The sequence below is a fragment of the Anabaena azotica SJ-1 genome (assembly GCF_047275885.1).
GTDB classification, from domain to species: Bacteria; Cyanobacteriota; Cyanobacteriia; order Cyanobacteriales; family Nostocaceae; genus Trichormus_B; species Trichormus_B azotica_A.
Genome location: NZ_CP178454.1, coordinates 5,014,427 through 5,041,342 on the forward strand (window position 1 = coordinate 5,014,427; position 26,916 = coordinate 5,041,342).

General features: G+C 36.5%; 22 protein-coding genes and 1 tRNA gene. 13 read left to right on the top strand and 10 right to left on the bottom strand.

From position 1 onward, the window contains the following. Positions 1–42: 42 nt before the first annotated feature. From ACLLO5_RS21720 to ACLLO5_RS21730, 3 genes are all read left to right on the top strand, one after another. Positions 43–279 (top strand): hypothetical protein, encoded by a 237-nt coding sequence (locus ACLLO5_RS21720; protein ID WP_413172570.1) that lies wholly within the window; start codon positions 43–45, stop codon positions 277–279. 311 nt (positions 280–590) lie between these two features. Beyond that, positions 591–1,088: an RNA recognition motif domain-containing protein gene (locus ACLLO5_RS21725; RefSeq protein ID WP_413172571.1), complete on the top strand. Its 498-nt coding sequence runs from the start codon at positions 591–593 to the stop codon at positions 1,086–1,088. A gap of 994 nt (positions 1,089–2,082) precedes the next feature. Further along, positions 2,083–3,354: a glycosyltransferase family 4 protein gene (locus ACLLO5_RS21730; RefSeq protein ID WP_413172573.1), complete on the top strand. Its 1,272-nt coding sequence runs from the start codon at positions 2,083–2,085 to the stop codon at positions 3,352–3,354. Positions 3,355–3,509: 155 nt separating this feature from the next. Here the strand turns inward: ACLLO5_RS21730 and ACLLO5_RS21735 are convergent, their stop codons facing one another. The 3 genes from ACLLO5_RS21735 to ACLLO5_RS21745 are packed head-to-tail and all read right to left on the bottom strand — an operon-like array spanning position 3,510 to position 6,795. After that, on the bottom strand, positions 3,510–4,064 hold the full coding sequence (locus ACLLO5_RS21735; protein WP_413172574.1) for a hypothetical protein: 555 nt from the start codon (positions 4,062–4,064) through the stop codon (positions 3,510–3,512). Next, on the bottom strand, positions 4,061–5,605 hold the full coding sequence (locus ACLLO5_RS21740; RefSeq protein ID WP_413172575.1) for an LlaJI family restriction endonuclease: 1,545 nt from the start codon (positions 5,603–5,605) through the stop codon (positions 4,061–4,063). Before ACLLO5_RS21740 ends, ACLLO5_RS21735 begins: the two co-directional genes overlap by 4 nt. 20 nt (positions 5,606–5,625) lie before the next feature. Then, a complete protein-coding gene (locus ACLLO5_RS21745; RefSeq protein ID WP_413172576.1) occupies positions 5,626–6,795 on the bottom strand; it encodes a restriction endonuclease in 1,170 nt (389 codons plus the stop codon). 672 nt (positions 6,796–7,467) lie between these two features. On the opposite strand from ACLLO5_RS21745, the gene ACLLO5_RS21750 reads away from it, so the two are divergent. Both ACLLO5_RS21750 and ACLLO5_RS21755 read left to right on the top strand, forming a co-directional pair. Then, positions 7,468–7,740 carry a hypothetical protein gene (locus ACLLO5_RS21750; protein WP_413176156.1) on the top strand — a complete coding sequence of 91 codons (273 nt, stop codon included), beginning with the start codon at positions 7,468–7,470 and terminating at the stop codon, positions 7,738–7,740. A 117-nt stretch (positions 7,741–7,857) separates the two neighbouring features. Further along, on the top strand, positions 7,858–9,585 hold the full coding sequence (locus ACLLO5_RS21755; RefSeq protein ID WP_413172577.1) for an NFACT family protein: 1,728 nt from the start codon (positions 7,858–7,860) through the stop codon (positions 9,583–9,585). 558 nt (positions 9,586–10,143) lie between these two features. Here the strand turns inward: ACLLO5_RS21755 and ACLLO5_RS21760 are convergent. Beyond that, a complete protein-coding gene (locus ACLLO5_RS21760; RefSeq protein WP_413172578.1) occupies positions 10,144–11,724 on the bottom strand; it encodes an iron uptake porin in 1,581 nt (526 codons plus the stop codon). Between the two features lie 412 nt (positions 11,725–12,136). On the opposite strand from ACLLO5_RS21760, the gene ACLLO5_RS21765 reads away from it, so the two are divergent. From ACLLO5_RS21765 to ACLLO5_RS21775, 3 genes are all read left to right on the top strand, one after another. Then, positions 12,137–13,078, top strand: a complete 942-nt coding sequence (locus tag ACLLO5_RS21765; RefSeq protein ID WP_413172579.1) for a metal ABC transporter solute-binding protein, Zn/Mn family — start codon at positions 12,137–12,139, stop codon at positions 13,076–13,078. 145 nt (positions 13,079–13,223) lie between these two features. Beyond that, positions 13,224–14,027 (top strand): metal ABC transporter ATP-binding protein, encoded by an 804-nt coding sequence (locus tag ACLLO5_RS21770; RefSeq protein ID WP_413176157.1) that lies wholly within the window; start codon positions 13,224–13,226, stop codon positions 14,025–14,027. Between the two features lie 330 nt (positions 14,028–14,357). After that, complete coding sequence (locus ACLLO5_RS21775) at positions 14,358–14,825, top strand: GNAT family N-acetyltransferase (protein ID WP_413172580.1); 468 nt, start codon at positions 14,358–14,360, stop codon at positions 14,823–14,825. Here ACLLO5_RS21775 and ACLLO5_RS21780 read toward each other — a convergent pair. Continuing rightward, complete coding sequence (locus ACLLO5_RS21780) at positions 14,743–15,705, bottom strand: sensor histidine kinase (RefSeq protein WP_413172581.1); 963 nt, start codon at positions 15,703–15,705, stop codon at positions 14,743–14,745. The genes ACLLO5_RS21775 and ACLLO5_RS21780 overlap by 83 nt on opposite strands. 169 nt (positions 15,706–15,874) lie before the next feature. After that, the gene (locus tag ACLLO5_RS21785) at positions 15,875–16,453 is read right to left on the bottom strand and encodes an L-threonylcarbamoyladenylate synthase (protein WP_413172582.1); all 579 of its coding nucleotides are present in this window, start codon (positions 16,451–16,453) and stop codon (positions 15,875–15,877) included. 571 nt (positions 16,454–17,024) lie between these two features. Between ACLLO5_RS21785 and ACLLO5_RS21790 the strand changes: the two genes are divergently transcribed. The 5 genes from ACLLO5_RS21790 to ACLLO5_RS21810 all read left to right on the top strand — a co-directional run bounded on the left by ACLLO5_RS21790 (position 17,025) and on the right by ACLLO5_RS21810 (position 22,935). Beyond that, positions 17,025–18,188 carry a hypothetical protein gene (locus ACLLO5_RS21790; RefSeq protein WP_413172583.1) on the top strand — a complete coding sequence of 388 codons (1,164 nt, stop codon included), beginning with the start codon at positions 17,025–17,027 and terminating at the stop codon, positions 18,186–18,188. Beyond that, positions 18,185–19,189, top strand: a complete 1,005-nt coding sequence (locus ACLLO5_RS21795; protein ID WP_413172585.1) for an AAA family ATPase — start codon at positions 18,185–18,187, stop codon at positions 19,187–19,189. Before ACLLO5_RS21790 ends, ACLLO5_RS21795 begins: the two co-directional genes overlap by 4 nt. Continuing rightward, complete coding sequence (locus ACLLO5_RS21800; protein WP_413172586.1) at positions 19,182–20,261, top strand: hypothetical protein; 1,080 nt, start codon at positions 19,182–19,184, stop codon at positions 20,259–20,261. Before ACLLO5_RS21795 ends, ACLLO5_RS21800 begins: the two co-directional genes overlap by 8 nt. Positions 20,262–20,413: 152 nt before the next feature. Then, positions 20,414–21,814 carry a formylglycine-generating enzyme family protein gene (locus ACLLO5_RS21805; protein ID WP_413172587.1) on the top strand — a complete coding sequence of 467 codons (1,401 nt, stop codon included), beginning with the start codon at positions 20,414–20,416 and terminating at the stop codon, positions 21,812–21,814. Positions 21,815–22,377: 563 nt separating this feature from the next. Beyond that, entirely contained in the window at positions 22,378–22,935 is a 558-nt protein-coding gene (locus ACLLO5_RS21810; protein WP_413172588.1) for a Uma2 family endonuclease, read from the top strand. A 143-nt stretch (positions 22,936–23,078) separates the two neighbouring features. Here the strand turns inward: ACLLO5_RS21810 and prmC are convergent, their stop codons facing one another. From prmC to ACLLO5_RS21830, 4 genes are all read right to left on the bottom strand, one after another. Continuing rightward, positions 23,079–23,981 (bottom strand): peptide chain release factor N(5)-glutamine methyltransferase, encoded by a 903-nt coding sequence (gene prmC / locus ACLLO5_RS21815; protein ID WP_413172589.1) that lies wholly within the window; start codon positions 23,979–23,981, stop codon positions 23,079–23,081. Positions 23,982–23,989: 8 nt separating this feature from the next. Then, entirely contained in the window at positions 23,990–24,787 is a 798-nt protein-coding gene (locus tag ACLLO5_RS21820) for a Tic22 family protein (RefSeq protein ID WP_413172591.1), read from the bottom strand. Between the two features lie 455 nt (positions 24,788–25,242). Then, positions 25,243–25,316: transfer RNA gene (locus ACLLO5_RS21825), tRNA-Pro, on the bottom strand. A gap of 273 nt (positions 25,317–25,589) precedes the next feature. Then, positions 25,590–26,117, bottom strand: coding sequence for a GNAT family N-acetyltransferase (locus tag ACLLO5_RS21830; protein ID WP_413172592.1), 528 nt, complete (start codon positions 26,115–26,117; stop codon positions 25,590–25,592). Positions 26,118–26,916: the final 799 nt, after the last annotated feature.

The window sequence follows — 26,916 nt, forward strand, 5'->3', positions numbered from 1 at the left end:
ACTAGATGAAATGTAAACAAAAGTTGCAGATTTCTTTTCCAAATGTTACATTTATTCATGAAATCCATAGAAACCAAAGTAACTCAGCCCTCTAACCTGATGATTGGTTTGGCTGCTAATGCTAACCTATCCCCATTAGATCCTCCCAACACAGCAGCAAATCAACCAGCCAGTGGCTGGTTTTTGTTTCAAATTTTTAACTTTTTGCAAAAATTGTATTTTATGCTACGATGCATTAATACTATCGGCAAAAATGTAGGTGCTGAACTAGTTACGTAGAAAATACCGTGATAAGGTTAAGAGATGGTATTTGACTCTGCGAATAAGAGCTAGGAAAAAATCATTTACTGTGGCGGACGGTGGGCTATTAAATTTACAATTCTTAGAATTAAGGTGGTATTAGCCGGGCGTATTGGCGCTTTTGTCCTCAATAAGCTTGATCCCAACAAAAAACTGTATTGTATAGGTTGATAGTTTGGATTAAAAAAATTGGTTTACGGCGATTTTAATTAATAGCATCTATTGAAAAGCCAAAGCCAAGTGATTGTTTTTGTCTTGTCATGTTCATTTCAACTCTGGAGGTATAGTTCATGTCCGTTCGCCTGTATATAGGTAATTTGCCCAAAGAAGAAATAGATCGTCAAGAGTTGCAAGCAGTGTTTGCAGCTGAAGGCGATGCTGTCACCACTAAACTAATTAAAGACCGCAAAACAGGCAAATGTCGCGGTTTCGGTTTTCTAACGGTGAACAATGACGAACAAGCAGACCAAATTATTGAAAAGTATAATGGTCAATTGTTCAAAGACACAGCCATCAAGTTAGAAAAAGCATTACCTCGGACAAAAGGTGAAGAAGGTGACGAGCAAGCACCCAAGCCTGCTAGTCAAGCTAGTAGCGCCCCAGCGCCTAGCATCAACAAAGAAAACCGTCGTGACAAAGGCGCTAAAAAATCTCGCCGTGGTGGTGGTGGTGGTGGAAACCGTGAAACAACTACCACAGTTGACTCAGACGCAATTCGTCCCGATCCACGTTGGGCTGCTGATTTAGAAAAGCTGAAGCAGATGTTAGCCGCGCAAGCTACTAACTAAATCCTATAGGCTTGGAAACAGTAACTTGACAACTATTTATCTCTTAGAAAATGTGGTCAGAAAAGCTGTCAGCAGTAAACAAGCCCCATAAATTGAGGGGAAAGAGAGTTAAAAATTAAAAATCAGCAGAATTTGTGATTTTTAATTTTTAATCATTCTCCTGTTGCTAAAGCTACTCAATTCATCTGAGTAAGTCAGATTCCCCTGTTAATCAAAGACTAAAATTACCAGACCCGTAACGGGACTGTTCTTTGTGCAAATCACCACCAATAAAACAGGACATGAGCAGTGCGAATAGCCGATTCTGGCTTTCAGCACTGCTCAATTTTTTGTGGAGAGATGGGGGAGGATGGGGAGATGAGGAAGGTGGGGAGGATGGGGAGGATGGGGAAGGTGGGGAGAATTATGTATTACCGCACCTCTTGAACTACTAAATATTGAGATATATGTAAATTTTTTAATAAAAAGTATCTTATTTAACAAAAAAAAATAATTTATAAGAATAGTATAAGTAAATACAATCCTCAAAAAAGTAATTTCCTCAAGGAATTTTTGTAATTATGGAACTAGCGTCACAATTAATTACTTATTAATTTAAGTAGTTCAATATTAGTCGTTTGATTAAATAGAGACTTTCAATTGCTGAATTAGTATCATTAAATATTAATTTTTATTGCCGTCAAATAAACACGGTGACTAATTTTAATGACTATTTTAAGTCTCTATTTATAGTGGATAAATTTGATTAATTATCCATGGAATAATAGAGTCTATCTATCAAAATGATTAGAGATTAATATAGAAAAATTAGACATAATAAAATCAAATATAAATCCTCAGATAAACGATCTAATTTGGTAGTAGACAAATATTTTTTATGACATAATTGAATTTACATGAAATTTAATAAAAGTTTCTAAATAATTCAGGTAAGCGTGAGTAACGCCAACTTGAAACCGCATACTACCTTGTGACAATCAGCAACACACAACTTATGAACTCTACCACTAACAAACGCATAGCCTTGATTTCAGTCCACGGTGATCCGGCGATTGAAATAGGTAAAGAGGAGGCTGGAGGACAAAATGTTTATGTTCGCCAAGTGGGTGAAGCACTATCCCGGCTAGGATGGCAAGTTGATATGTTTAGCCGCAAAGTAAGTGTTGATCAAGAAGATATTGTTCAACATAATTCTCGTTGTCGAACTATTCGTTTAACAGCCGGACCAGTTGAATTTGTACCACGGGATAACGGTTTTAAATACTTGCCAGAATTTGTGGAACAGTTATTGGAATTTCAAAAACAAAACAGCATTAAATACGAGTTGATTCATACTAACTACTGGCTATCTAGTTGGGTCGGTTTGCAGCTAAAACAAATTCAAGGAAGTAAACAGGTTCACACATATCATTCTTTAGGAATAGTCAAATACAACACAATAGAAAACATTCCTCTGGTTGCTAGTCAACGCCTAGCAGTGGAAAAAGAAGTATTGGAAACAGCGGAAAGAATTGTGGCGACAAGTCCGCAAGAAAAACAACACATGAGAACTTTGGTTTCCCAGCAAGGAAACATTGATATTATTCCTTGTGGTACAGATATTCGCCATTTTGGTTCAGTGGATAGACAAGCAGCTAGAGAAGCACTGGGAATTGATCCACAAGCCAAAGTTGTTTTGTATGTAGGGCGTTTTGACCCACGCAAAGGGATAGAAACCTTGGTACGTGCTGTGCGTGAGTCTAAGTTTTATGGTGATAAAGACTTGAAACTGATTATTGGTGGTGGAAGTACACCAGGTAACAGTGATGGTAGAGAACGCGATCGCATCGAGGGAATTGTTAACGAACTGGGAATGAGTGAATTTACATCCCTTCCTGGTCGTCTCAGTCCAGAAGTCTTACCAACCTATTACGCTGCGGCTGATGTTTGTGTAGTTCCCAGTCACTATGAACCCTTTGGACTGGTGGCTGTGGAAGCAATGGCTAGTGGAACACCAGTCATTGCTAGTGATGTTGGTGGTCTTCAGTTTACGGTCGTTAATGAAAACACTGGCTTACTAGTACCGCCCCAAGATGTAGCAGCGTTTAGTAATGCCATTGATCGCATTATTGGTAATACCGAATGGCGTGCAAAACTAGGTCAATCGGGTAATAGACGGGTGATGAGTAAGTTTAGCTGGGATGGAGTAGCTACTCAGTTAGACGCGCTATATAGCGAACTTTTGCAACCTGTGAGGGAGAAAGAACCTGTGTTAGTAGCTAGTTGATAATTTTTGGGACGGGTAATTTATTGTTGATATCCCCTGTTTCTTGAAGGGGATATTTTTTTATGTTTCACGCAAAGCAGCAAAGAAAGGAAGGAGGAGAAAAACAATAAAATTTGCTAACATTTGGGTTTATTTTCCTATAAATTAAACATTAGCTAAATTGATAACTCACCTTTAATAGCATCTAAAATTTCTTGAAGGGTAAAGTGAAGATAGTAAAAAATAGGTATACCATTAATATCTATAGTTCCATATTTACGATGAAGCATTAAGTTTCTATTTTTAGGGCGATAAGAAAGACGAGGACGATGACGACGATTATCTATATTGACAAAGTTACCTTGCTTATTAAAACGTCCTACTTCAATAGGAGTATTTTCTTCATCAAATGTAATTCCCCACTTAATTTTAGCCTTTAATTTTCCATTGGAGTCTCTTTCACCTAAATCATAAAATAAATTTTCATAAAAATATTCAATATCTGTAGCCTTAAAATCCTGTTTAGTAATTAACTGTGGATAAGGAATTTGGATACAATCATAATTAATTTTGAGAATATTTGTAAAAAAATCTGTTGCTTCTTCAATTAGATAATTTTCTGCAATTTCTTTTTGCTCCTGGCTTTTAAACGCAATAAGAGGAATCAAATGACTTTTAATTTCAAATGAATCAGAGACTATTATAAAATTATCTGTATGATCTAAATTCATGTACTTCCATTTAAATATATAGATTGAAATTTATCAAAATTAGCTTTTATTACTTTTATTCCTTTAATCTCTAATTCAGAATTAATAAAAAAATCATCTAATTCAGTATGGCATGGAATCAAAAACCAGTTTTGTGAAACTTCATGTGTTTGTTGAATAGCTAATTCATAAGTTAATTCCTTAATTACATCAATTTTATATTTTTTTTGTGTTTTATCAAAAGGCAATTTTGCATTTTTTTCAAAAAACTCATAAGGTACATTTTTAAAATCTATAATCCATATTTCTTCAGAAGAAAAATTTAGTACAATATCAGGACGTGGAAATCTACGCAAGGCATTTTTTCTATTTCTTTCTTTAGAATCAAAACTTTGAGGACAGTCATAAACAAAACTTGCGTGTTGGTAATCAAATTCAATACATAATAGTTCATTCCATCCAAAATATCCTTTTTTATCCGGATACTCAATATTAGAAGTTGTTACATAAATCCATCCTCCCCAATCTTTAGTTCCATCATGGGTCGAATAATTACCTACTCTATTTTCTTGTTCCTTTGTTCTTTGATTATTTTGATTATTTTTTAGCACTATATCCGCATCAGCATAGCAAATAAAATTTTTGTATTGGCTAAAAAAGTATGTATGACAAATATCTTCCCAAACTAAAGAAAATCCTTTAACTCCCCAATATTCTCCATCATTTTTACTGGAATCTAGTTCGCCATATAAAAAAATTTCTATGGCTTCATAAAGTTCCCAATAATCAGCATCTTTATAAAACGTATTATGATCTATTTGATCAAGTGATTCTTTCAAAATATTAATTGTTTCAGCATAAGTATCACTATCAAAAATAGACTGATTATTACTTAAATAGTTATCCTTAAATCGTTCAGCAAAAAATTTAATATCTTGTGTACGAGATTTAACATTATCAGGTACATCTTCCTCTAACTGCTGGACAATTTCATCAAGAATAAAGCAGTATAAATCAATTAAATCCGTGCTTTCGTAACGAACTACTGCGCGAGGTAAATTCATTTTTTCGACATGGATTATATCATCATCTAAATAAATAGCTCTATCTAAATATTTATAGATTTGAGAATAATCAATTTTGTCAGTATGACTAATCTTTTTTTGAATAGAATGAATTGCAAGATCATTATAAGCAGATAAAACTCGCTCAATCATTTTAATTTTACTATAAAGAACACAAGGTTCTCCATCCTGTGTAGCAAAGGTGACTCCACCGGAAGAAAGAGTAGTTTGATCTTGTTCTTTTTGATATTCAGGTTGATTTATTTTAAATCTATCACTATTTTTATTATCTTTTTCAAATTTATTAAAGGTACGATATAGCTTGAAAAACAAATCTCTTATTTGGTTGAAATTACCATCAAAATTATCTTTTTCAAAACCATTAGGAAGACAAAATTCAAAGCCTTTCTTTGATAATGATTTACGAATACCAACAAAATTATCACCTATGTTTCTTTCTTCTGATGTAACTAGCGTAAGTTCTGAAAAGTTAATCATAATTTATGCTTGTGATATTTCTATACTTCAGAAGGAAAAGCCATTATCTTTTCAATAAATTTGTTATGAAGTTTAGTGAAATCTCCAAATGTAACTAACTCTGATCTTGAGACTTTTAATAAATCTATTAATGGTTTTTTATCCCGGTTAAAAACGCTATCCCATAAAAAGAACATTAATTTATTTTGGATATCTTTAGAGGTGACTGGTGGTTTTATAAAAAAATAGCCAATTTGTTTATCTTCAATTCCTCGAACTGAATCATAATGACTCTTGATGAAAATATTAATCTGCTTGACTAGCTTTCGCCAATTATCAACATCAAAAGCAGGATAGTTTGCTGGTTCAGGTGTACTTTCATCCCAATCTACAAATTCCCATTCCCAACGACGTTTAAATGCACTATCCATGAAGTAAATAGAATTATCAGAAGTATTCATTGTTCCAACAATTGATAGATTAGGAGGAATTTTTATTGATCTATCTTGAAGAGAGATATCTAAACAATCCAACCTATTCTGAAAGGTTGTATATTCATTAACCCAATCTCCTTCACCTGGAAACTTATATTGAGATTGGTTGTTAGCTAAAGTTTGCTCTTTTACACCTATTAATTCTAGAATTTTTAGTAATTCAATTTCTGATATGTTTATTTGGTATGATGACCAACCATTGTCCTCTCTATCTAGAAGTTGAAATATTGTTCCAAAAATAGCAGATGAATTACCTCGATTTATTTCATCTATTACCAAAGCTATATTTTCAGCCTTTTCACAAGCTTCTTGACGTGCTTGTATTATTAATACTTCTTTCTCTTCCTCTGGTAAAGACTTAAAATTTTTGTCTTTGGTAGGATTTTCGTATACATTTAAAATTTTTTTATATGCTTTAGATAAAGCTACCAAAAAATGACCACCATAGAATGAGTATCGAACTTTCTCTCCTCTAGTTACTGGAATTAATTTACCAACAAAATCACCATAAGTATATTCTGGGTGAAAAACTGTGCTTTCAAGATTTTCTAAAGTTTTTATACCTAGACTAGGAAGAATTTCATGCTTAATTCTATGGCTTTTTCCAGTTCCTGGACTTCCAAAGATGATTTTTTGAATTGGTTTTTGCATTTTGGGGTTAGAGTTATTATCTTGATTATTTGAACTTCTTTTTTTGATTATGATTCTGCTATCCATACAAACAGGAAATGTATCTAAAATATAGAGTTAACTTTGCAAACTTACATTTTGCACTACTCCAAACCAACACATGAGAATTTATTCTCAGACTAATAACAGAAGTAGCCTAAAGATGGCTAACCAAACATTTTAGTCTACTTGAGTTATTCCGTAGGCGAAACTAAGAATAGTATAATATGTAAGTAAACAAACAGCCTTCTATATATATCTTCATCTAAAAACTCTTTTACTAGCATTTACTTAGTCTAATTTTATATATAACATCATTTCCAATATCAAACATCACCGTAATTATACTTATTTTACCTAAAAAATACTTTACTAAGTAAAATATCATATGGAATTTAATTTTCTCTGTCATGGCGTTCGGGAGCATCCACTTTTGGAAGAAACATAATTCTCGTACTCCAAAAACCCTACTATATGGTTCATCTAAAAAAGGCGATTCGCCAAAAGTGGATGCTCCCTGGCGTTCTTTCTAACCCAAATCCTTAAAACTTAGCCTAACAAAAGGTTTTAACTGAGTATTGGTAACTGAATGCTCACTAAATTATCTATATTCCCGTATTTTCAGGCTTTTTTCTGAGCAAGTCCAAAAAACTGATGAGTTTAGCTTTGTTCACTCCCGACACAAAAGGTAAAGTTATAGAGAGTCAAGCAGGAAAAACGATGGAAGTTCAAGAAATCAAAAAATTCCCCAAGCCCAGAAAACTGGACAGTGAACCAACGGCTTCTCAACACATCAAGATATTAGACTGTAATGAACCAGTTAGTAGAGTGATTTTTGAATGCTGGCATTGTAAACAAGGTCTTTTGAGTGAGGTAGATGTCACAACTTCACAGTATCTAGAGATTACCTGCCCGAACTGTGGTAAAACAGCTTTAAGGTTAATGGCAGATAAAGTGCTGTCAACCACTGCTATTCCTTCACCCTGGCAGTAACAGGAAAAACTATTCTGAGACCGTTAGAATGATTCTGAAGGAACTCGGAATCTCTGACGGTTTTTGCTGAAATCCAAAATCCAAAATCTAAAATCTAAAATCGGATGACTAATTGTTTTGCAACCCGTTGATTTTACTACTCTCAAAGCTGCCTGTAGTGAACTACGGGCTAACTGGCTACCTGCACGCACAGAACAGGTTTTCCAGCGCGATCGCTATACTATTGCTATAGCCTTACGGACTATGAAAAAGCGGGATTGGCTAGATATTTCCTGGCATCCCCAAGCCACACGCATTTGTATTGGTGAACCACCACCACGCACACCAGATACATTCACCTTTAGTCAACAACTAATTCATCAGTTGGGTGGGTTAGCCTTAGTAGCCATTGATTTTATCGCCCCTTGGGAACGAGTGGTTGATTTAAAATTTGCCCGTCGTCCAGGAGAAGAAGCACTTTATCACCTGTACGTCGAAGTAATGGGTAAATACAGTAATGCCATTCTCACCGATGCCAGAAATGAAATTATCACCGCTGCCCATCAAGTTAGTCAGCAGCAATCTAGCGTCCGTCCTATCCAAACCGGACAGCCTTATGAACCACCACCAAAACTGACGGGAACTATTCCCAGTTTGGGGGAATCTCAAGTACGCTGGCAAGAACGGGTAAGTTTAGTACCGGGAGGGATTAAACGACAGTTACTGAAAAGTTATAGTGGTTTAAGTGCGGCTTTGTTAGATACGATGTTGCTGACTGCGAATATAGCAACAGATACAAGCACAGATGCTTTAACTGGTGATGATTGGGATAGACTATTTGCGTGTTGGCAAGAATGGCTACAAACTTTAGAAACTGGTAAATTCCCACCGGCTTGGACTGAAAATGGCTATACAGTGATGGGTTGGGGTGGAGTACAACCAGCTAAAAACATTCAACAATTACTCGATCAATATTACACCGATGAGTTAAATCAACAGTTATTTTCCCAATTACGCCATCAGTTGAGTCAGAAATTACAAAATATTCTGGTTAAGTTAGGCACTAAGGCAAAAACATTTAAAGACAAATTACAGCAGTCGGATCAAGCGGATGAATACCGACAGAAGGCGGATTTGTTGATGGCGCATCTGCACAACTGGCAACCGGGGATGAAAGAAATGATCCTGGCAGATTTTGAGACAAACCAACCAGTGGCGATCGCACTCCAACCAGATAAAAACGCCGTCCAAAATGCCCAAAAGCTTTATAAACAGCACCAAAAACTCAAACGCGCCCGTGCTGCTGTTGAACCTTTATTATTAGAAGTCCAAACAGAAATTGACTATTTAGAACAAGTAGAAGCGACAATTTCCCAAATCGACAAATATCAAACAACAGCAGATTTACAAGCCTTAGAAGAAATCCGTGATGAACTAATTGGACAAAAATATTTAGAAGCCTTAGAATACCGCAGCAGAAGTACAACCGATACAGCAAGTACCAATTTTCATCGTTATCGCACTCCCAGCGGCTTTGAAGTCTTAATTGGTCGCAACAATAATCAAAATGACTATCTGACATTTCGTGTCGCCGGCGATTATGACTTGTGGTTTCACGCCCAAGAAATCCCTGGTAGTCATGTTCTACTACGTCTAGAACCTGGTACAGTTGCCGAAGAAGCAGATTTACAATTTACAGCTAACCTTGCTGCCTATTTTAGTCGCGCCCGTCAAAGTGACCAAGTACCAGTAGTTTACACCCAACCCAACCGCGTCTACAAACCCAAGGGCGCTAAACCAGGGCTTGTCGTGTACAAGCAAGAAACTATCATTTGGGGAAAACCACAGGGAATAGGTGACAGGTGACAGGTGACAGGTGACAGTCAAGAGGGAATAGGCAAAAGTCAGTAAACAGTGACAACTGACGCTCTTCCCTAGAATATAAAGATTGACTTACCCAAGGGTAGATATTTTTTGAGATTTTTACATGAAAAATCTGTACTGACTGTTACAATCTTGTTAAGAAAAGTTGCCCGTTGCATTTTGGGAACGCGCAATTTGGTTTTGACTCTACTGAGAAGACAACACGAACAACGTTTTTTTACATTTAGACCAGCCTGTGGGAGGGCTGGTCTTTTACTTAACAAGATGAGTTTAAAAGAATTTCAAGGAGTCAGGAGTCAGGAGTCAGGAGTTCAGGAGTTCAGGAGTCAGGAGTTCAGGAGTTCAGGAGTCAGGAGTCAGGAGTCAGGAGTCAGGAGTTCAGGAGTTCAGGAGTCAGGAGTCAGGAGTCAGGAGTTCAGGATGAAGAAAAAAGAAAGAAGGAATTAATCTTTCTTCCTGCGCCCTCTGCTCCCCATCTCCCCCATCTCCCCCATCTCCCCTGTTCCCTGTCACCTGTCACCTGTCACCTGTCACCTACTCTTAAAAACTGAATGTGGTTCTCAAAGCACCAATTACCACGTCATCATTAGTATCATTATGGTCTGGTGCTGTTATCCAAATCACACCAGGGGTAATGGTGATATTGTCACTAATTTTATATTGATAAAATGCCTCAATGTGATATGAGGTGTCTAAGTCTTCAGACACCGCTGAGGTGCTAGAACTCGTAACTTTCGGTTCCATGCCCAGGATAATACCAGCTAAGTTACCTTTTTTGCCCAAGTCTGGAAAACCAAGGGTAACGGCATAGTTCCAAATGTCTACATCTCCTGTGTCTCCTGTTAAAACTTGACTCCGGGTATATCCGGCCCAACCACCCAAGACAAATTTTTCACTGATGCCTATGGATGCTTGAAGCCCGTAAGAATTACTAGAAAATGCTTCACTGGTAATATCAGAAGTTGCCGCTTCGCTACCTGTGAGTATTGGTTGGTTGTAGGAATTGATATAGGTTAAACCAAGGGCAATGCGATCGCTTGGTTTGACGGTCAACTGTGCCAAAGCACCATAAGCGCCATCAAACAAACCACTCTTAGAGGCAGGGTCATTAGCAGAAGATGCTAAATATCCTAAACTTAATCCCACTTTATTGCTAAATTGGTGAGTCACTCCTAAACCTGCACCACCAATTTGGTTATAGATAGGGTTGCGTGTACCAAAGGTAGACAAAGCCCCAAATGCACCATCACCATCAAAAATATTAACTGTGCTGGTTAGGTCATCCGCTGCACCGCCAGTAGCAATAGCTATTGCCTGTGTTTTTTTACCTACTGGGAATTTGTACCACAGTGTACCTAAGAAAGCATCGGTAGTACCACTACTACCAGCAAAAAACAAATTACCCTGTTGTGGACTGCTAATAGGGCTGTTGATATTATTACTCTCAATTCTAGTAAACAGCGTATCTTGACCAGTAAAGCTGGATACAAATTCAATCCGCGCCCGTGCGCCTAGCGTTGTATTTTTATTGTCACCATTGTTACCAGCTAAAACATCACTAAAGACGGCGACTACTTGCCCTTGCAGTTTGCTGGTGGTAGAAAATTGATTTGCCTCTAACTCAGCAGCCCTAGCTTCCAACGCATCTACACGACCTCGTAAGGTTGCAAGTTCAGCAGCAAATTCTTCTCGTAGTTTTTGCAGTGTAGCTAAATCTTGTTTTGTGACTAGATCAGCTGTAGCAGTGGCAATTAATTCGTTAACTCGATCTAAACAAGCATTCAATCCAGCTGCAAATTCATACCTGGTCATGGCACGATTACCACGATAAGTACCGTTGGGATAGCCAGCAATACAACCGTAACGTTCTACTAAAGATTGCAAAGCTTGGAACGCCCAATCTGTGGGTTGTACATCTGATAACTGAGATACTGATGTTACTTGTGATATCAATTCTTGTTGATTAACTTTATCAACTTGTGGTGTTAGATTAGTAACCCCAACTGGTTCACTAGTTTCCGTTGTCGTTGGTACTTCCCCGGCTGATGCACCTGTCGCTATAGAAAGCATCGCACCGCAAATTGCCGGACTTGCTAATAAATATGCCCAGAATTTTTGCATTGTTTCGTTTCCTCACACCTGTTTACAATTGGCACTTGTACCACACATATAGCAGGGTACAACTACCAAAAAATATTCTTAAGATGATAACAATAATAAGCTGTTTTTTTTACCAGTAGGTCAACAAATCGTGATGAATTGATAAATCTCGAAAACAACATCAAAAAAATTATTATGCACTGAAAAAACTTTGTTGTCATTACAGACACAGTAAAATTTTGACAAAATTGCATGATATTATTGCTAATGTTGCGTGATAATGATAATTATTATATTATGTGTAATATACGGCTTGTTGTCAATCAAAACTTTGATACATAAAAATTAAGTATTATTAAGGAGGGAAGAATCAGTGTTTGGAAATTATTTAAAATTCACAATCATCAAAAAAAGAAGTAATATCCTGGGTTTAATGACGCTGCTATTATTGTCAACGGGCATTTTGGGCTGTAATGAATCTAACAACAAAACAGAAATAATTACGGAAAACACACCAGCGGTAAAGTCCAGTAAAATCAAAGTAGTGACAACATTTTTACCAGTATATTTGTTTACAAAAGCCGTAACTGGAGATGTAGCAGATGTAGAAATTTTAGTGCCGCCAGGTACGGATATACATGATTATCAGGCAACACCAGATAATGTAAAAGCGATCGCAACAGCTAATGTTTTGGTAAAAAATGGCTTAGGTTTAGAGGCATTTCTCACAGGAACAGTTAAAAATGCCCAAAATTCTAAATTAGTAGAAATTGATGCCAGTAAAAGTATTAAAGTGATAAATGATATTTCTCCCGTGGAGGAAACAAAAGACAAAGACCACGACCATGACCACAAACATGAACACGCAGCGGGAAATCCTCATATTTGGTTAGATCCAGTTTTTGCTAAACAGCAAGTCATCAATATTCGGGATGGTTTAATAACTGCTGATCCAGCAAATAAAACAACCTATGAATCTAATGCTGCGGCTTATATTCAGGAATTAGACAAGTTAAACAATGAATTTCAGCAGACTTTACAAAAGACTCCTAATTGTACATTTATTACTTTTCATGATGCGTTTCCCTACATGGCCAAACGCTATAATCTCAAACAAATGGCAGTTGTAGAAATTCCTGAAGATCAACTTTCACCAGCGGATGTGCAGAATGCGATTAATGCAGTGAAAAAGTACAAAGTTAAAGCCTTATTTAGTGAACCAGGAATAGATAACAAATTACTCACCAGCCTTGCACAAGATTTGCAGTTAACTGTATATCCTCTAAATTCTTTAGAAAATGGTGAAAAAACCCCCCAGTATTATTTTCAGGCTATGAAGGATAATTTAAAGAATTTGGCAACAGGATGTAAGTAATTTATAATAGTGCCTCCAGCAGGCTACGTAAACGTAATGTTTAATTTTGACCGTTATTTACTTGATAGTAAAATAACTCTGATTTATCCGTAACATCAATCCAAAATCCAAAATCCAAAATCGAATGACTGAAGACCAGCAAGCAATGACATTGCCAATATTAAAAGTAGAGGGATTAACTGTCTATCAGGGAAACTTCCTAGCTGTACGGGATGTTTCCTTTGAATTATTTCCTGGAACAGATACAGCGATAGTCGGACCAAATGGGGCTGGTAAAAGTACCTTAGTTAAAGCTATATTAGATTTGATTCCTCGACGTTCTGGGACAATAGAAATTTTTGGTCGTCCTATTTCCAAGTTAGGAAATTTACGACATTTTTTGGGCTATATGCCACAAAATTTTATTTTTGATCGTAGTTTTCCTATTTCTGTGACTGAGTTAGTAGGACTGGGAATAGGTGACAGGGAACAGGTGACAGGTGACAGAAAACAGATAAAAGGTAAGAATAAACATATATTTTTTCCCCAGTGTTGGCAAAATCATAGAGAAAAAACCGTAGCAGTTCAAGCAGCTTTACACAGAACAGATATATATCGTTTAAGAAATCAGGCTATTGGGACTCTTAGTGGTGGTCAACTCAAGCGGGTGTTATTGGCTTATTGTTTGGTAACACGACGCAAATTGTTGGTATTGGATGAAGCTTTTGCTGGTGTAGATGTGCAAGGTGCGGCTGATTTTTATGCTTTACTAAATGAGTTAAAACGAGAAGAAGGCTGGACTGTTTTACAGGTTTCCCATGATATTGATATGGTAAATCGTCATTGCGATCGCGTCCTCTGTCTTAATCAAACTGTAGTATGTACGGGTCATCCAGAAATTGCCCTTTCACCGCAAAATCTTTTAGCAACTTATGGACCTGGTTTTAGTCGTTATCAACACAAGCATTAAAAATTAAAAAACTTTGGTTCTACCGTACTTGTTATGCTAAATCATATCATGTCCGCCTAATCACTGGCGATATAACTGGTTTGTGCAGAAATCCAAAAATTCTTTTTCCCTCTGCTGTCTTAATGATAAGTATTCAATTGGTCTTTATTTTTGCACATTTTGGATGCTCCCTGTCTAGGACACACTAGGTGAAAGTTAACACGCAGTGTGCTGTAGGCTCTATTTTGAATTTTGAATTGTTTAGTTGCATATATATGTACAGTTGGAGTATTTTCCCTCAAAATATGCCATAACAGAAGCGAAGATACTACCAAACTTGGGTGTCTATACATGAAAAATTCTCAAATTCATTTTAGCGATCGCCATGCAGAAATTGATCTTTACCAACTTCAGAACCTATTTAATATCGCCGCTTTCTGGGCAAAAGGACGTAGCATTGAGGATTTAAGCATAGCTATTGCTAATAGTGAACCAGTGATTTCTGTTTGGGATAGAGAGCGTTTAATTGGCTTTGCTAGAGCTAATTCTGATGGTATTTATCGCGCCACAATTTGGGATGTAGTCATTCACCCAGAGTATCAAGGTAATGGACTAGGAATTAAATTAGTAGAAACCGTTTTGAGTCATCCACGAATGCAGGTAGAGCGAGTTTACCTGATGACTACTTACCAACATGCATTTTACAAAAAGATCGGGTTTCAAACTAATAGTACAACTACAATGGTGCTATACAATCAATCTCATCTAGATTCTCTTCCATCTGGTGATGTTCAGCTTCAGGGATTGCTAGGGGCATAGATATTTGTAATCTCGTCCAATCCTGTGTTACTTCTTTAGTGATGGGAGAGGGAATAATTTCTAGTTTTCCTTCCATCACTTCTAGTAATTTTTGATTAAGTAATAGCTTCATTCCTGATGACATATCAGTATTTTCTTGATTTAATTTTTTTTCAAATTCTATCAAATCTATCGGTTCACTACAGATTACAGCATGACTTGGGACATCAAGCCAGATATAAACACAATTATTTGTAGCTGAGGTACTAGCAGAAAGATAAATACTGCCTTCTTCCATTTGTAAAAAGGTAGTATCTACTAAATTAATTAGTATTTGACGTAGCCACCGATAGTCCGCTAAAACGTAAATTTCTGGTTCTGGGAATGATACGGTAAAAGAATAATTACGATTTGCTGCCAGGATATAAGTTAATTGATGAATTTCTTGTAAAACTTGGGTTAACTGTATAGGATGAATTTCTAATTTGTTTGTGCCTTGTTCTGTTCTAGCGACACTAAGAATTTCATCAATCATTTTAAGTAATTTGAGCGATCGCTCATAGGCTTGAGCTACAAACTCCCTTTCTTCGGCTGGATCTTCGCACAAATCGTTCAAAATTAACTGGTGTAATCCAATCAGACCATTGAGAGGCGATCGCAATTCATGGGTAATCCGCGCCAAAAAACCGGCTTTAAACTGGCTCATCTCTTTAGCTTGATAGTAAGCCAGTTCTGTATTTTTTACCTGTTGTAATAAATTATCTTGTAATAAATTCTCCGTCTGTGAAGATACTGAAGCTAAATCAGATGAAGTTGGTGATGATTTTCTCAAAAACCAAGTTAAACTACTCCCCACTGCTATTCCTGCCGCTAAATATGACCAATCGTTTAAAGTTGTCATAAAAAGTTTGATGGTTGATACTCAATGATATCTTGTCATTTTTTGATCATACTTAATTTTTAAGATTTAATTTTTAATTTTTAACAAATTCTGGTGGTTTAAATCCCCCACCTCTAAAATCAGCTTAAATCAGCTAGTGTTGTAGGGGTCTAAGTCTCAGTTAAATTACTTAATTAGGCATTATTTTAATCACACCTTGACGCAAAATTTGCCAATCATTCCCCATCCATTTAGCAACTGTAGAAGGTATACCTAAACCTTGATATTCTGTAGATGTTAAAGTCAGAACTTCAGGAAAGTGCGTTTCTATTTCTGCAAGAGTTTGTAAAGCAGGTTGTCCTGATAAATTGACACTAGTTGTCGCCATCGGTCCGGTTTGTGCCAAAATAGTTTGAGCAACTGCATGATTTGGTACTCTAATTCCAATGGTTGTAGGGTCAGCAGGATTCATGACTTTAGGAACTTTATCACTAGCTGGTAAAACCAAAGTCAAAGCACCAGGCCAATATTTATTAACTACTTCTTGCCAAATTTCATATTCAATTTCACTGCCTTGAACATAGTCCCATAAATCTTCAGCTTTAGCAGCCATTAAGATTAATGGTTTATCTAAACTGCGTTGTTTAGCAGCATAAATCAATTCTGCTTGTTCCGGTATGGTAGCCAGTGCGGGAACCGTATCTGTAGGGAAGCTGATTAATTTTCCAGCTTTTGCAGAGTTTAGCAAGACTTCTAAAGAAACATTCATAAAATCTCAGAACACTACTTATCTATTTTTAACAGAAACCCGTGTAGACGGGTTTTGTCTGTATAACTGTGATTATTAATCACCAGGATGCTAAAATCATCACTAAGGCAATTTTACTGGTTTGTTATTTTCCTGACTAGGAGGTAAGGAAAGTATCTCAGGAGGTAGGAATCTTGTGGCTGTACTGTAAGATACCAGCACAGGTAAGCTGACGGTTATACACCAGATAAACCACTTTCTGTATTTTTCCAAATCTTGAGTTGGGATTTCACAATACATTTTTACCAAGGATTCATTTACTTCTAATTTGATACGCATAGATTCCTCTGAAACGAGAATTTGATTTACAGTTTTTAGTTTGACAGTTCTTTTATAATTTGAAATCCCCTATATTCTCCTAATTTTCTCCTATTTTTATCCACTAAAAATTAAATTAACTATATGTTTTATCCCTCTTAATTCCAACTTTCTCCTGACTTTCTCCCAGGATGATCCCAACTTCCTCCTTAAAATGTAAAATTCTTAGTATTTTGCGAAATGTAATTTAGATTATTAGACTTTATTGTAAACAATGGAAAATGAATGGCAGTTATTTTTAAATGATTTTTGTGATACATATTTAGCAGGATATAGTAATTATCAAGTTTTAATTAAAAGTATGTATAAAAACGGTTGTAATGGTACTATTACTCCAGAGAATAAACTAGAATTACCCGAAGATTTTCCACAAAAAATCAGTACAGTTAAAAGTAATATGTTTAGTCATATTACTAGAATACAGGAAGTCAACAATAAATATCCTGAAAGCTGTGATCAACTTAAAAATAAAGATTACGGAAAAAATAAAAGTAGATTATTACTAGAAATTTTAAAAGGATTTTATCAAGAAAGTAAAGAAAACAACAACAAAGATAGCCATCAAATTGACAAATCTGATTTAACAAAGCTACAAGTAGATTTAAAAGACTTGAACTATGAAGCACAAATAAGAGAATTCAAGGATTTTTTATGTGAAAACTTTAATCAATCCATCGGTGCATTTCTGATACATGGAAAAGACAAATACGGACAACGCTGGCTAGTTAATAGACTCATTTTTAATCTTCCTTATTGGAGTATAGGAGAGAAATTCCCAATTTGTCTGAAACAATATCGTAATGAAATTAATGGAGTTTGGGAAACGCTAAAGCGTAAATTTTGCAGCACATCTAGTTCCCCTGAAGATGTTATTACAGCCATATATGAACGCTGGGAAAAAGAACCTGTGATACTTTGCTTTGATAATGTTAATGAATATAAAGTTCGTGGTAATTATTTACAAACATTAATATCTCAATTTTGGCAACCTTTAGCTAAAAAAGCAATCTCTGACAAATCTTATTCCAAATATCCTTTAATATTGTTTTTAATAGATAGAGAAGGGTGTTCAGAAAAATTAGAAATTGAATTACTAAATAGTTTTGATATAAATAAAGTTCATGTTCCTGTTAAGCTGACTGAGTTATTAAGATTTAAAGAATCAGAAATAGGACTATGGGTAAAAAATAAGAATACTCTTTTTAATCCTGTTTTAAGTGATATGAATCTTGAAAAATTTATTGCATTACTCGTTCAATGTAATAATGATGACAACAAAACACCAGAAGATGTATTAGATCAAATTTGTGGACAATTTACCACAAGTGATAATCTTTCTTTGACATGGCAACATTTTGAAAAAACCCTACCACTATGAACAACCAACCTTTTGACCACAAATACACAGGTTCGGAAGAATACCAACCTCAACCAGACAGAACCAAAAAAGAATATCCTTATTACCCAGATGATAACTTAATTCAAGCCGTCAATTTATCAATAGCTTTAGAACGTCCCCTGCTATTACAAGGTGAACCCGGTTGTGGTAAAACCTTATTAGCAAAAGCCATTGCTTACGAATTTAAACAACGTTTAAATATTGAAGAATACCCTTATTTCTCTTGGTCAATTAAATCTACTACCCGCGCAAAAGAAGGATTATATACTTATGATACTCTGGGAAGACTGCGGGATGCTCAGTTAGTTGGTAGAACAGGTTTAAATGAAACTGAACTGAATAAAATTTCTGAAAGAGTTAATGATCCTGAACATAAAGCATACATTAAATATGGTGCTTTAGGTAAGGCTTTTCAAAAAACAGAATATCGTCCCATAGTGTTAATTGATGAAATTGATAAAGCCGATATTGATTTTCCTAATGATTTGTTAGAAGTATTGGAAGAATCACAATTTGATATTACAGAAATTGGTAAACCTATTGAAGCTGAAGCTAACCAAAAGCCAATTATCATTATTACTAGCAACGATGAAAAAGAATTACCAGATGCGTTTTTAAGAAGATGTATTTATTATTATATAGAATTTCCCAAGCCAGAAAAATTAATTGAAATTGTTAATGGTCATTTGGGTAAACCTTTAAATGATAAAGATGGAATAGTTGAAAAAGCAGTTGAAAAATTCATTGAAGTTCGTGACCAAGGAACTCGCAGAAAAGATGGTAAAAAACCAAGTACCAGTGAATTATTAGATTTCATACTTTGGTTAAAACGTTCTTCTCAAAAAGAAGCATTAGCTTTAATCAAAAATCTTGAAAAACATCCGCATTTATTAGGAGTTTTACTAAAAAGTAAAGAAGACCAAGAGTATTATACGCAGCAAGTAGTCAAAAAACAACCTGGGGTAAATCGCGGTGAATAATCAAAAACCACCTTTATTTGATTTATTCTTGTACCTGCGAGATACAGGAGATTTTCTCCTAACTCCTGACCAATATGAATTATTATTATCAGCATTAGATAAAGGATTTGGTTTAAGCAGTCAAGAACAATTAAAAACACTCTGTCAAATGCTATGGATAAAGTCTAAATCTAATTCAGAAACAGCTAAGAATTTTAATAAATACTTTGATGATTATTTTGCTAAATTAGATGCAGAAAATCAAGAAATAGCAGAATATTTAAACCCTGAAACTCCAAAATCTGAACCTCCAAAATCTGAACCTTCAAAATCTGAAACTCAGAAATCTGAAACTCAGAAATCTGAAACTCAGAAATCTAATTTACCCTCTTTTTTACAAACACCAATTGCTTTAAAAGGTGGACTTCTACCAAAAAAACCATTTAATCAAAATGCTAAATTTCAATTATCAATTACAGATTTTCCCGTTACAGGACGCAAAATACAACGCAGTTGGCGTTATTTACGTCTTCCCATAAGACAAGGAACATTAACAGAAATAGATGTCGAAGCGACAGTTCAAAAAATTGGTGAAGATGGGTTTTTACTAGAACCTGTAATCATACCACAACGCATTAATAGAGCCGAAGTGTTATTATTAATAGATGCTTCTAATTCCATGATTCCTTTTTTCTTGCTTTCGCAACAGTTGGTGGATAACTTACAAGGAAGCAAGTTAGGTAAATCGGAAGTTTATTATTTTAGAAATTGTCCAGGAGAATATTTATTTTTTCATCCCCAACGTCCAGGAGGTCAACTAACATCAGAGGTTTTAGCGAAATTACATAAACAAAGAACAGTGGTTTTAATTATTAGTGATGGTGGTGCGGCGCGGGGTGGTGTGAATTATGAGAGAATAGAATTAACATGGAATTTTTTACAAGACTTGAATGGTTGTGTGCGTCAGGTTGCGTGGTTGAACCCCATACCGGAAACACGCTGGAAAGGTACTTCCGCACAGGGTATTTCTCAATTGGTGAAAATGTATGAGTTGGATAATTCTGGTTTAGTTGCTGCGGTAAGGAGGAGGTAAGAAAGGTGTAGGGTGTCAACTCGTTCCCAGTCTCAGACTGGGAATGCTATATAGAGTCTCTGACTCTAGTTTACATCAGAAGGCAGAGCCTTCAATCATTCATTTCCATACAGAGTATGGGAACGAGAAATGTACGATAAAATATTATTTATATGACTAAAAATATGAACAATTCCCCAACTACTACCTTTAAACATCCCCATTTACAATCATTCCTGAAACGCTACCCCACACATCAGAAGTTACTGCTTCATGCTGCTTTTCCCTTAGCATTAACACCAGAATTATTATATTGTTTACGAGAAAACTTTGATCCTGATTCTCCTTGGATAGCGGTATCAGATATTTTATTGTTTTTATGTGAATCTGTGGGGTTTCAATTATATAAAATGTCCCCAGATGTGAGAAACGAGTTACTTTATTATTTACAACCAGAAGAATTATATAAATTGTCTGACTTTATGGTGGCGTATATTCGTCAGCAATTAAAAATTAATTATCGTGCTGATGAAGATTTGGGTGCAGCACCTCACTGGACTGCTTTAGCTTATATTAAACCAGAGGATGCTATTCAAGAAATTACAAACAAAATTCAAGAAATTAAAAACAAAAACTCAACAGAGTTAATGAAATTCGCTTCAGTTCTAGAAAGTTATGCTGAAATTGACCCATTAATAAAAGCAGGGTTACAGCCATTATTAATGTTAGCTAGTGGTGAACTATCGACTTTTAATTTTCAAGTCGTGACAGTTAACCGACGGGGGAAAATTATTAAAACAGAACCGAAACAAGCAACATACTTTGTGGAAGACTTAGGAAACGGTGTCACTTTGGATATGGTAGCTATCCCTGGTGGTAAATTTATGATGGGTTCACCAGAAGGAGAAGGTCGTGATAATGAAAAACCACAGCATAAGGTGACTGTTCCCCCGTTTTTTATGGGTAAATATCAAGTAACTCAGGCGCAATGGCGAGTTGTAGCGGCGTTACCGAAAATTAAAGATAATTTAAAATCAAATCCATCTAGCTCTAAAGGTGATAATTTACCTGTAGAACAAGTTTCTTGGGATGATGCGGTGGAATTTTGTGCTAGAATATCCAAAGCAACAGGCAAGCAATATCGACTACCCAGTGAAACGGAGTGGGAATATGCTTGTCGGGCTGGAACTACAACGCCATTTCATTTTGGTGAGACCATTACCAGTAAATTAGCCAATTATCAAGCTAGTTCCACATTTGCAGATGAACCTAAAGGAACGTATCGAGAAAAAACTACAGCAGTAGGGTCTTTCCCTCCTAATGCTTTTGGTTTATACGATATGCACGGTAATCTCTGGGAATGGTGTGCAGATGACTGGCATAAAAATTATATAAATGCGCCTACAGACGGCAGTGCTTGGATTAGTCAAAGCAAAAATTTTGTGCTGCGGGGTGGTTCTTGGATCAACTATCCTAGAAACTGCCGTTCCGCGTATCGCGACTACTACGGCAACCGCGACAGCCGTAGCTATGATATTGGTTTTCGTATTGTTTGCGCGGTCTGGGGGACTTAGTAGCCCTTCATACTCTTGCTCTTTTTACCTCTGCTCTTTCCCAGTGTAGCGAAGCGGAACGATCTAAAAATTTTTTTGTGAATTTCACTCTTTTAATATTACACCATCTTAGCTTTTTGTGCAAGAAGGTCAGAATTACCACATTCCTATTAAATCAACATCCTGTAAATCCTTTAATCCTGGATATCCTGATTCTGACAAAATCACATTTTCAAAAATCACCACATTCTTATTCAATCAACATCCTGTAAATCCTTTCAAGGAAAAATGAAAAATAATTGATTTCTTATTTTTGACTTTTGAGTTTTGAGTTTTGAGTTTTGACTTCCCGAAGGGTGTCCTGGATATCCTGATTCTGACATCCTTATATAATCCATAATCCAGGGAATAAATTCCCTATCTCAAAGCTAAAGTCGGTTGAAACCGACTAGAATCTGGTTTAATTTAATCAGGTAAAATTTGACAATCACATCCTGAAAATCCTTAAATCCTGGACATCCTGATTCTGACAAAATCTTATTGATTCAGATATAATTTAATAATTACCAACTATAAATTTATCTATGATTGCTATTAAACATCAACTTACACTACAAGAATTTCTCACTCTTCCAGAAGAGGATATCACTTATGAATTAGTTAACGGGGAAGCAAAACCAAAAATGTCACCAAAAAGATTCCATTCTCGATTGACTATTGCATTATGTTTAATTCTCACCCAATGGGCAGAAAATAAAGGTGAAGTTGGTGTAGAATGGGCAGTTATTGTAAAAATTCGTGGTAAAGATTGGGTTTCTGTACCAGATTTATTATATGTTTCCTATTCTCGTTTTCAAAGTGATGTAATTGAAAATGAAGCTTGTCCCATTCCTCCAGATTTAGTAATTGAAATAATATCACCTGATCAATCTTTTGGCGAAATGAGCGCCAAAGCTACAGATTATCTTGATGCTGGTGTGATGAGAGTTTGGGTAATAGATCCTAAAGCGAAAACTGTAACTATATTTTATCCTGATGCACGTCCGCAAACAAAACGGGGTAATGATAGTTTAGAAGATTCTCTGTTTCCAGGATTGCTAATTACTTCTGAGCAAATTTTTCAACAAGCTGGTATTCCTTAATTATCTTTTTGTCTGAATCAGGATGTCCAGGATTTAAGGATTTTCAGGATGTAATAAATTAAATTATATTTTTGTCTGAATCAGGATTTCCAGGATTTTAGGATTTTCAGGATGTAATAAATTAAATTATATTTTTGTCTGAATCAGACATTTTTTATATACGCGACAGCAAAACGTTCAATTCCTGCTAAATCAGCATGAATGGAAATATTACAATAATTACCATTATTTTCCAATAATTCCCGCACTGTATCCGCTTGTCCCGCCATCATTTCAATTAACCACACCCCACCTGGACGCAAATAAGCAGGAGAAACTGCAATTAAATCACGAATACAATCTAAACCATCAATACCACCATCTAATGCTAGATGTGGTTCATGTTGAACTACTTCCGGTTGTAAAGTCAGTACGGTATCACTAGGAATATAAGGCGGATTTGATACCATTCCGCTAAACTGACCTTGCAATGATGCTAAGGGTTTCCACCATGAACCTTGGTAAAATTTCACCCGTTCCCCAAAACCCAAGTTTTCCGCGTTGGTTTTAGCAACAGCCAATGCTTCCGAACTGACATCAACTGCATAAAATGTTGCATTTGTCAATACCTCAGCTAAACCGAGTGCGATCGCACCACTACCAGTCCCCAAATCTGCCCAATGACCTGATTGTAAACCGCTACGTTCAGCAGCGGCTACAGCCAAATCAATCAACATTTCCGTTTCTGGTCTAGGAATCAAAACCGCACTGGACACAGCGAGTTTAAACCTACGCCAAGGTGTGACACCAGCAATATACTGTACTGGTAAGCGGTCATGTAAGCGCCTTTGCCACAATTGGTCTAACTCTGCCAAAGAAATCTGGGTCTGGACTTGATCCCATGCTTTGAAAGATTCTAAACGCAAGTTCAAGCGGTCTAATTCAGATATTTCCTGTAAAAGCCAATCCACTTCTACAGGAGATATATCATGAGCGATCGCACTCTGAATAGCTTGATTTCGCCAATGCCAAAGTTCCAAACCACTAACTGGCTGTTGCCCTGTCATGCTTAACCCTACTTTGAAGGTAAAGATTTAGGCTTGGGCGCATTATTATTTTTAGGCAGAGTCCTAATATATTCTCTTGACTCTGGGGAAGGTACCAAAACTACCTGGTTTAACCAAGGCTCGTCTTTATCCTTTAAAGTTTTAATCACCCCATCCACATCAATAACTTGAATATCCGCCTTGGGAAATTTAGGCTTCACCTGGGTTAATAAACCTTGTGCATCTTGCTTACTCATGAATAAAGGAATCATTTGCTGTTTATTTTGACCCAATTGAATGGGGACATATCCTTTATCTGGTGCAAATCTCACCGCAAACACAGGTACACTCTTAAATTGATCTACTTTTTGACCGCTGGCACGGAGCAAGTCTAAAGCCCCTTTTAATTCTTGATCTACGGGTTTAAAAGCGAATACAAGTCGATTAGCTTGATCCTTTGTTTGTTGCAATTGTTGATAAATTACACCCAGCGGCACCGCAGTTACTTGCAGTTTTTTTGCCATGTCTTCCAGTTTTGGGTCTTTAGTTTTAGCTTTCTGCAATTCTTTGATAAAAGCCAAAGCTTCCTGCCGACTCATATATACACCTGTTACTGAGCCGCTTTGTTTCCCATTTTGTGCAGGCAAGGTACGACTCAATGGCAGACCTTTATCATTAGTAATCAAATAAACAGGTACTGAGTCCAATTTTTCTTTTATTTGTTGTTCTGATAACGCCAACACAGGACTATCGAGAAACGTAACACTTCCTAGCAGCGTACTACCTATTAAACCTAACATTGCGCCCCAGCGAACCAATGATTTCATAACTACTCCTCACCTCAATATCAATAATTGAATTAACTTAGACATCTGAGAAAATGATGGCATTTTATGGCGTTTTATGGCGTTTCATACAGCAACAACTAGTTTTAGTTATCTACCAAGCTACTTATGTATAAATAACTTATAGACTTATCTAATTGTTTTTAATCTGACCTTGCTATTCATTACTAAATGTTGTATCGACCTATTATATTTCTTCTCAAGCCGAGAGTGATGTCCGGGACTCCTAATGATTCAGAACAATGCTATTTTATTCTTTTTCTCAATTATGGGTGACGCTATCACTCAATCAATCGTTCCAAGTGCGATCAACACACTCCCCGCAATCTCACTCTCAAAAATCAACCAAAATTGACATTTTTTCTATGGCCAGTTTATAGATAGAAATCGCATAATTCTGATCTTGGCAAAATTACAAGACTTATTTTTATTAAAAATCGGGATGACAGGATTTGAACCTGCGGCATCCTGCTCCCAAAGCAGGCGCGCTACCAAGCTGCGCTACATCCCGGAAATACTATTTTGCTTTTGATAGTTTAGCAGCACATAACGAAAATTATGTTTTGCTTAAGCATCTTTCTAACTATATCATTCTTAAAGCAGATTGCCAACCCCTTACATGGAAAAAATTAAATTACTTCCTCAATAAGAGTTTTTTGTTGACTTAGCCTGACAAAGTTGATCCTGCTAGATAACTGCTTATCGCCAAACCAAATAACAATAGCACATTTTCAGCATGATAGCGAATTTATGGTGGCAACCTGTTTTGTTCGCAAATTCAGGATTACTGAGGATACCAAAACATCCCTTTAATACCTTCTGGGTCAGGCATGAAACCCATAGTCCGGTAAAAATCTACAACATGGGGATCAGCAAAAAGAGTAACATTGCTAATCTCCTCATTCCTGAGTTTTTTGAGGACATATTTCATTAATGCCTTACCCATCCCTTGACCCTGGAAGTCTGGGTGAACTACCACATCCCAGATAGTGGCATTAAAAGCATGATCTGAGGTAGCACGGGCAAAACCTATCAACCTTCTTTGATTTCCTCGCACTTGCCACATAGACGCGACGAGAAAACTATGTTCAATGGCTTTTTTTACTTTTCTCAGGGGACGACGCGACCAACCAACCGCATCACATAGTTCTTCTAGTTCATACAGGTCGATATCTCGCTCAGTGCTAAAAACGATGTTATCGCTACTAGCACCAGATTTGCCTCTATCGGCCGCTGTATGCTCACCAAATGCGGTTGTTTTATTTGTCGCTACAGATTCAGAACTACTAAACCAAGTTTTCCAAAAACCCATGCCAACGTGGTGCGGGTAACATGACCGAATTGATTACTACTCGTTGAGAGTGTTGATTCATCCATAAAATGACCATTTTTACTCTATCCCTAAACACTTAACTTAAAATTTTTGGTTTCGCGTTTTGAGGATTAGCCATAATAACAGCCAGCTACTGAATGTCTCACACCAATCATTTTTAACTTTAACATTTAGTTTTACTGTTATATAAAACCTACTCAAATCTACACTTCGACAAGATCAGTGACCACTTTGAGCTAGGTTTACTTCCTGCTTCATTCTGGAAGTGTCGGCACTATCCAGTCCACAGGCTTTAAGATCGGGTGTAACTCACCCTACTATTAGATGTTTTCAGCTTGGTTATCACCTAAACATTTGATAATAATAACACTTTTTGAGTGTTCAACTCTTGAGTTTTTCAATAAATGAGTAGATTTGAGTAGATTTTTTGATTCTGATGACAGCCCCCAGCTAAAACACCGGAAATTTTTTTTGCAGATGCACTGTCTCTTGGCTGCTGGGTTTTTTAAAGTGGTTGCTTTGTTTATCCAGTGAACTACCTACACTGCCGCAAGCGGTCAGTGTAGGCTTCCTGTCCAGCAGAAAGCGTAGTAGTAGATTTCTTGCGTCCTCTATGACTGCGACTTACATCTGGGCGACAGGCTGTATCCCATTTCCTCCATGTTTCCCTCCCTCGCCTGTCGGCATTGGTCGGGAAACTGTCGTCAACTCACCCGCCATTCATCTCATCACCTACCCGAAGGGAGGTGAGAGGCTTCTGTCAGTTCAAGCTAAAATC

Coding starts and splice junctions, on each gene's coding strand:
- ACLLO5_RS21740 (WP_413172575.1), bottom strand. CDS start 5,605: ATGATTAACTTTTCAGAACTTACGCTAGTTACATCAGAAGAAAGAAAC.
- ACLLO5_RS21730 (WP_413172573.1), top strand. CDS start 2,083: ATGAACTCTACCACTAACAAACGCATAGCCTTGATTTCAGTCCACGGT.
- ACLLO5_RS21780 (WP_413172581.1), bottom strand. CDS start 15,705: ATGACAACTTTAAACGATTGGTCATATTTAGCGGCAGGAATAGCAGTG.
- ACLLO5_RS21775 (WP_413172580.1), top strand. CDS start 14,358: ATGAAAAATTCTCAAATTCATTTTAGCGATCGCCATGCAGAAATTGAT.
- ACLLO5_RS21820 (WP_413172591.1), bottom strand. CDS start 24,787: ATGAAATCATTGGTTCGCTGGGGCGCAATGTTAGGTTTAATAGGTAGT.
- ACLLO5_RS21720 (WP_413172570.1), top strand. CDS start 43: ATGTTACATTTATTCATGAAATCCATAGAAACCAAAGTAACTCAGCCC.
- ACLLO5_RS21745 (WP_413172576.1), bottom strand. CDS start 6,795: ATGGATAGCAGAATCATAATCAAAAAAAGAAGTTCAAATAATCAAGAT.
- ACLLO5_RS21765 (WP_413172579.1), top strand. CDS start 12,137: ATGACGCTGCTATTATTGTCAACGGGCATTTTGGGCTGTAATGAATCT.
- ACLLO5_RS21810 (WP_413172588.1), top strand. CDS start 22,378: ATGATTGCTATTAAACATCAACTTACACTACAAGAATTTCTCACTCTT.
- ACLLO5_RS21830 (WP_413172592.1), bottom strand. CDS start 26,117: ATGGGTTTTTGGAAAACTTGGTTTAGTAGTTCTGAATCTGTAGCGACA.
- ACLLO5_RS21795 (WP_413172585.1), top strand. CDS start 18,185: ATGAACAACCAACCTTTTGACCACAAATACACAGGTTCGGAAGAATAC.
- ACLLO5_RS21790 (WP_413172583.1), top strand. CDS start 17,025: ATGGAAAATGAATGGCAGTTATTTTTAAATGATTTTTGTGATACATAT.
- ACLLO5_RS21735 (WP_413172574.1), bottom strand. CDS start 4,064: ATGAATTTAGATCATACAGATAATTTTATAATAGTCTCTGATTCATTT.
- ACLLO5_RS21750 (WP_413176156.1), top strand. CDS start 7,468: ATGGAAGTTCAAGAAATCAAAAAATTCCCCAAGCCCAGAAAACTGGAC.
- ACLLO5_RS21770 (WP_413176157.1), top strand. CDS start 13,224: ATGACATTGCCAATATTAAAAGTAGAGGGATTAACTGTCTATCAGGGA.
- ACLLO5_RS21760 (WP_413172578.1), bottom strand. CDS start 11,724: ATGCAAAAATTCTGGGCATATTTATTAGCAAGTCCGGCAATTTGCGGT.
- prmC (WP_413172589.1), bottom strand. CDS start 23,981: ATGACAGGGCAACAGCCAGTTAGTGGTTTGGAACTTTGGCATTGGCGA.
- ACLLO5_RS21785 (WP_413172582.1), bottom strand. CDS start 16,453: ATGAATGTTTCTTTAGAAGTCTTGCTAAACTCTGCAAAAGCTGGAAAA.
- ACLLO5_RS21805 (WP_413172587.1), top strand. CDS start 20,414: ATGACTAAAAATATGAACAATTCCCCAACTACTACCTTTAAACATCCC.
- ACLLO5_RS21725 (WP_413172571.1), top strand. CDS start 591: ATGTCCGTTCGCCTGTATATAGGTAATTTGCCCAAAGAAGAAATAGAT.